Genomic DNA, 4429 nt, shown 5'->3' on the forward strand with positions numbered 1-4429 from the left:
AAATGAGGAAACTCTTTACTTTTGCGAATGAGTTTATATCTATAGCTTAAATTTTTTATTGATGGGTAATTATTTCAAATAATACCAAAGCCCATCAATTTTTGTTTTATGATCCATTTTGACCTCTATTGGATCACTATAAATCATATTTTTAGAATCCCGTTCGTGATGAGCAAAAAATGCACCTTGAAGTGCATCGCAATGAAAACAGCCGTTAGATAAATATGCTTCTCCACGGGTTTTACTAAATCGTTTAATAATAAAACCGTACTGATATTTTTGCAGGAATTCAGGACTGTTTAAAACTTCACTATGCGGTTGAGATAGCTCTTCAATATCCAAGCGGTATATTTTTGTCAGTTTTTCGCCATGAGGAATGAAATAATTAATTTCCATGATGGTGTTAGTGGATTGTTTGCATTTCCAGCATTGAATGGTATTCATCGCCAATTGTATAAATCTGCTCGAATTATGCTTTACAGAATATTGTACTGTGCCCGTCATGAGTTCCTTAAAGAAATGAATAAACTCAACTTCGACTAAATCACTTGAATCCCAATTTTCAAATGCTCCACTTGCAGTCAGTTGATAAGTTTCTTTATTCAGCCAAATCGAAAAAACAGGAAGTTCATAACTCTGGTAGTCTAAGACATCCCATTTGTTTTTCTGGGTTGTTCGCATAAACCAAACTGCTCGAATTCCTGAAGCAATATATTTTTCCTGACGGCGTTTTGTCTCCTCAATGCTTTGAGCAGACCACTGAATTTCTATGGCTATTTTGGCTTTATTTTTCTTAGCATAAATATCAGCGATCCAGATTTCACCATTTGGCGTTTGCCCACGATATTCAGGAATCACAGTCCAGCCATTTTCGTGAAGATATTTTAAGATGAGATATTTACAGAGTTGATGTTCGCGACTTTCACCCGAGCTAAAATCACAACTGCTGGATGGATGATGTGCAAAAAATTGTGTTCCGAGTTTATTTTTCTTGGGAATTGCGGGTGTCTGGCAACATGGCATAAACATGCTGAGGTTTTTATATTTATCTTTCAGTCTCATCCATTGTTCATCATTCAGCGTGAAACTGTAGATTTCTTTATTTTCAATAATACTGAGAAAGCCCATTGTTATACTAAATAATCATCTTTTGCCCCATTTTAAGGCTAGTAAAATCCTTTGTAAATCAGGCACAATGAAACTATAAATTTCAAGTTTTATAGCCTTAGGGCTACTTAGGGCTAGCGGTATTTTTTAATGACAAATAATAACTTTTCACAAGTAGCAGCTTTCATTTGGTCGGTGGCAGATTTACTGCGTGGTGACTTCAAACAATCTCAATATGGTCGTGTCATTCTCCCATTTACGCTTTTGCGCCGTTTAGAGTGTGTACTTGAAGCCAGTAAGGCAGATGTATTGGCAGCTAATGAAAAAGTGAAACTCATGCCGCTGCCAGAAGAAGCCAAAGAAAAAATGCTGCTAAAGGCAACCAATGGCCTGGCATTTTTCAATACCTCTGAGCTGGATTTAGGCAGCCTGGGTCAAAAAGACATCCGTTCAAACCTCAATACTTATATTCAAAACTTCTCCAAAGATGCACGTGAAATCTTTGAACACTTCAAGTTCGATGAATTTATTGGTCTCTTAGATGATGCCAACTTGCTTTATAAAGTCGTTCAATATTTTTCAGACCCTAAAATTGATCTCAGTCCAAAAAATATATCTAACCATGAAATGGGCTTGGTGTTTGAAGAACTGATCCGCCGTTTTGCCGAAGGTTCAAATGAAACCGCAGGGGAACACTTTACCCCGCGTGATATCGTTCGCTTAACCACAGGTCTGGTATTCAGCAAGGATGATGACGTACTGAATGGTGACGGTATCATCCGCACGATTTATGACCCGACGGCAGGTACGGGTGGATTTTTATCCTCAGGTTCAGAATATGTGTATGAGCATAATCCTGATGCGGTGATGCGGGTTTTTGGTCAGGAGTTAAACCCAGAGTCTTATGCGATCTGTAAAGCAGACATGCTAATTAAAGGTCAGGACGTGCGTAACATCAAACTGGGTAATACGCTGTCCAATGACCAGTTGGCCTATGAGAAGTTTGACTACATGCTATCGAATCCGCCTTTTGGGGTGGACTGGAAAAAGATCGAATCGGACATCAAAGACGAGCATGAGCAAAAAGGCTTTGACGGGCGTTTTGGTGCAGGCTTGCCACGTGTATCGGATGGTTCTTTGCTGTTCCTGATGCATCTGATCAGCAAGATGCGCAATAAAGACGACAGCACGGCGCAAGGCAGTCGTATTGGTATTATCTTGAATGGTTCGCCATTGTTTACAGGCAGTGCGGGCAGTGGTGAAAGTGAAATTCGCCGTTATATTTTAGAAGCCGATTTGTTGGAAGCCATTATCGCGCTACCCACCGATATGTTCTATAACACCGGTATTGCGACTTATGTTTGGGTACTCAGCAATAAAAAAGAGACTCAACGTAAGGGCAAAGTACAGCTGATTGATGGTAGTAACCTGTACAGCAAAATGCGTAAGTCTCTTGGCTCTAAACGTAATGAAATGAGCGAAGATGATATCGCAATGATTACCCGCAGTTATGGTGACTTTGAAGTGACGGATGCACGTGAACTGGATAAACCCGCAGAGGTTAAATCTAATCGTGGTCGTCAATCGGCTAATCCTAAAAATGAAGCTGCTAAAACCTTTTCTAGTAAAATCTTTAACAGTTACGAGTTTGGTTACCGCCGTGTGACTATTGAACGTCCATTGCGCTTATCTGCTCAGGTGAGTGATGCTGCCGTAGCATCGTTACGTTTTGCACCGAAGCCGTTTAATGCCGTGATGCAAAAGGTCTATGAGCAATACGCTACAACGTGGACAGAAGACACTTACGGTCAGCTTGACGAGTTTGAGGTGGAAATCCGTGCGCTGATTAAAGCTGAATTTAGCGAGCTGAAAGAAAAAGACATTAAGACGGTGCTTGAGCCAAAACTGTGGTTGGAACAGCGTAACTTATTAAACAAAGCGAAATGTTTACAAGCGAAGATGGGTACGGCGCAGGTTGATGATTTTAATGTCTTTGATGATGTACTCAAGCAAGCTTTAAAAGATACCAATGTGAAACTGGAAACTAAAGAGAAGAAGCAATTCCTGGATGCGATCACATGGAAGAATGCGGATGCTGAGCCAGTGATCAATAAAGTGGTGAAAGGTGCTGAAAATCCGCTTTATGGTCAGTTTAGTTATAAAGGCAAAGTGGTTGAGTTTGTGCAGGATGGTGATTTGCGTGATGCGGAGAACATTGCCCTTGACCCAAGCCAAAGCACGATAGATTTAATCGAGTCTTACTTTAAGCGTGAAGTTCAACCGCATGTGCCTGATGCGTGGATTAATGCCGATAAGCGTGATGCGCAAGATGGTGAAATTGGTATTGTGGGTTATGAGATTCCGTTTAACCGTCATTTTTATGTGTATGAACCGCCACGTGATTTAAGTGAGATTGATGCGGATTTAGATGCGGTCAGCCGTGAAATTATGGCATTGCTTCAAGAGGTGCATTCTTAATGGCGAAATATCAGAAATATGCTGAATATCAAGATTCAGGTGTTGAGTGGTTGGAGCAAGTTCCTAAAAATTGGGAAATTATCAAGATTAAGCACCTTAGTTCAGTGAAACGTGGAGCTAGTCCAAGACCAATTGATGATCCTAAATATTTTGATGATAATGGGGAGTATGCATGGGTCAGAATTGCTGATGTTTCAGCTTCAGATACTTACCTTTTAAATACTACTCAAACGATGTCTGATTTAGGTAGTTCTTTAAGCGTAAAGTTAGAGCCGAATGAATTATTTTTAAGTATCGCTGGTACAGTTGGAAAGCCATGTATTAATAAAATTAAGGCATGTATTCACGATGGTTTTGTTTATTTCCCTGATTTAAAAATTCCTAATAAGTTTTTGTTTTATGTGTTTGCAGGAGAACAAGCTTATAAAGGGCTTGGTAAAATGGGAACTCAATTAAATCTAAATACTGATACTGTTGGTGATATTAAAGTTGCTTTACCCAAATCTATTGAAGATATTCAAAATATTATTAATTTCCTCGACCATGAAACCGCACAAATTGACTCTTTAATTGCCAAACAAGAAAAGCTGATTGAACTGCTTAAAGAAAAGCGTCAAGCGGTGATTAGCCATGCCGTAACTAAAGGTTTAAATCCTGATGTAAACATGAAGGATTCAGGGGTGGAATGGTTGGGGCAAGTGCCTGAGCATTGGAACGTTTTACCTATTAAATATTTAACTAAATATGTTGGGACAGGAGGAACACCTAAAAATCAAAGTTCATTTGCTGAAGTGCCTGAAATTAATTGGTTTACTCCTGGGGATTTTTCTGGAGATCTTAAAAT

General features: G+C 39.4%; 3 protein-coding genes. 2 read left to right on the forward strand and 1 reads right to left on the reverse strand.

All coding sequences use genetic code 11. The features are described from left to right. Positions 1 to 69 precede the first annotated feature (69 nt). Positions 70 to 1128, reverse strand: coding sequence for a competence protein CoiA (locus B2Y23_RS08095; protein WP_291370107.1), 1059 nt, complete (start codon positions 1126 to 1128; stop codon positions 70 to 72). 129 nt (positions 1129 to 1257) lie between these two features. Here B2Y23_RS08095 and B2Y23_RS08100 point away from each other — a divergent pair, with 129 nt between their 5' ends. Both B2Y23_RS08100 and B2Y23_RS08105 read left to right on the forward strand, forming a co-directional pair. After that, on the forward strand, positions 1258 to 3585 hold the full coding sequence (locus B2Y23_RS08100; RefSeq protein WP_291370109.1) for a type I restriction-modification system subunit M: 2328 nt from the start codon (positions 1258 to 1260) through the stop codon (positions 3583 to 3585). Further along, on the forward strand, positions 3585 to 4429 hold an 845-nt coding region (locus tag B2Y23_RS08105), incomplete at its 3' end, for a restriction endonuclease subunit S (RefSeq protein WP_291370111.1). The genes B2Y23_RS08100 and B2Y23_RS08105, both read left to right, overlap by 1 nt.

Source organism: Acinetobacter sp. UBA5934, assembly GCF_002430855.1.
In the GTDB taxonomy this organism is placed as follows: Bacteria; Pseudomonadota; Gammaproteobacteria; order Pseudomonadales; family Moraxellaceae; genus Acinetobacter.

Excerpts from the sequence above, each read along its gene's own strand:
- B2Y23_RS08095 (WP_291370107.1), bottom strand. The coding sequence starts at position 1,128 with ATGGGCTTTCTCAGTATTATTGAAAATAAAGAAATCTACAGTTTCACG.
- B2Y23_RS08100 (WP_291370109.1), top strand. The coding sequence starts at position 1,258 with ATGACAAATAATAACTTTTCACAAGTAGCAGCTTTCATTTGGTCGGTG.